General features: G+C 67.3%; 2 protein-coding genes. Both read left to right on the top strand.

Annotated elements, in window-relative coordinates:
• Positions 1-87: 87 nt before the first annotated feature.
• On the top strand, positions 88-1,209 hold the full coding sequence (locus ACFU95_RS50970) for an IS630 family transposase (protein ID WP_383844786.1): 1,122 nt from the start codon (positions 88-90) through the stop codon (positions 1,207-1,209).
• Between the two features lie 43 nt (positions 1,210-1,252).
• The gene (locus tag ACFU95_RS50965) at positions 1,253-1,561 is read left to right on the top strand and encodes an immunity 53 family protein (protein ID WP_383844783.1); all 309 of its coding nucleotides are present in this window, start codon (positions 1,253-1,255) and stop codon (positions 1,559-1,561) included.
• Positions 1,562-1,618 lie beyond the last annotated feature (57 nt).

Genomic DNA, 1,618 nt, shown 5'->3' with positions numbered 1-1,618 from the left:
CTAGTGCTCTGACCGCATAGGTTCACCGGGTTGGTGGTCGTGGCGGTTGGATGTGCGGTGACGTCCGAACCGACCGCTGGAGGCGCGGTGGCCGAGCCTGTCCGTGTGCGCAGACTGACCGACCAGGAGGGGCAGAAGCTGCAGCAGATCGTGCGCCGGGGCAGTACCAACTCGGTGCGCTACCGGCGGGCGATGATGCTGCTGGCCTCGGCCGGCGGGAACCGTGTGCCGGTGATCGCCCAGCTGGTGCAGGCCGACGAGGACACCGTGCGCGATGTGATCCACCGGTTCAACGAGATCGGCCTGGCCTGCCTGGACCCTCAATGGGCGGGAGGCCGTCCCCGCCTGCTCAAGCCTGACGACGAGGACTTCGTCATCCAGACGGCCACCACCCGCCCCACCACGCTCGGCCAGCCCTTCACCCGCTGGTCGCTGCGCAAACTCGTCGCCTACCTGCGCAAAGTCCACGGCCGGATCATCCGCATCGGCCGCGAAGCGTTACGCAGCCTGCTCGCCCGCCGCGGTGTCACCTTCCAGCGCACCAAAACCTGGAAAGAATCCCCTGATCCCGACCGCGACGCCAAGCTCGACCGCATCGAGGAGGTCTTGGACCGCTTCCCCGACCGGGTCTTCGCCTTCGACGAGTTCGGACCGCTCGGAATCCGGCCCACCGCAGGATCGGGCTGGGCACCACGGAAACGACCCGCTCGGGTGCCGGCCACCTACCACCGCACGCACGGGGTGCGCTACTTCCACGGCTGCTACTCGGTCGGCAACGACCGGCTGTGGGGCGTCAACCACCGCAGGAAAGGGGCCGCGAACACGCTGGCCGCGCTGAAGTCGATCCGCGCCGCCCGACCCGACGGCGCCCCGATCTACGTGATCCTGGACAACCTGTCCGCCCACAAAGGCTCCGACATCCGCCGCTGGGCCAAGAAACACAAGGTCGAACTGTGCTTCACGCCAACCTACGCCTCGTGGGCCAACCCCATCGAGGCGCACTTCGGACCGCTGCGACAGTTCACCATCTCCAACTCCCACCACCCCAACCACACCGTGCAGACACGGGCCCTGCACGCCTACCTGCGCTGGCGCAACGCCAACGCCCGCCACCGCGACGTCCTGGCCGCCGAACGCAGGGAACGCGCCCGCATCCGCAGCGAAAAGGGCATCCGCTGGGGCGGACGCCCCCTCGCCACCGCGGCCTGAGCGACCCGGCGAACCCATGGTCAGAGCACTAGCATCCCCTGTCGTGAGCAATTCGGAGAACGTTCTTGACTGGCTGCAGAACTGGTACGCCGCGCAGTGCAACGAGGACTGGGAGCACGAGTGGGGCGTGAAGATCGCCACGCTCGATAACCCCGGCTGGACCGTCACCATCGACCTGGAGGAGACGGACCTGGAGCATCATGAGTACCCCCGCCAGGACGTCAACCGCAGCCCTCACGACTGGGTCTGGGCGTGGACTTCCGAGAAGACCTTTCACACCAGATGCGGCCCCGGCAACCTCACCGAAGCCCTCGCCTTGTTCCGCTCTTGGGCGACCGCGAACACTCCCTGAGCAACCACACAGCAGCGGGCCACAGAACCCGGTGAACCTATGCGGTCAGAGCACTAG

This window comes from Streptomyces sp. NPDC057623 (genome assembly GCF_042800355.1).
GTDB lineage: Bacteria > Actinomycetota > Actinomycetes > Streptomycetales > Streptomycetaceae > Streptomyces.
This window is presented reverse-complemented; position numbering and strand designations above follow the sequence as displayed.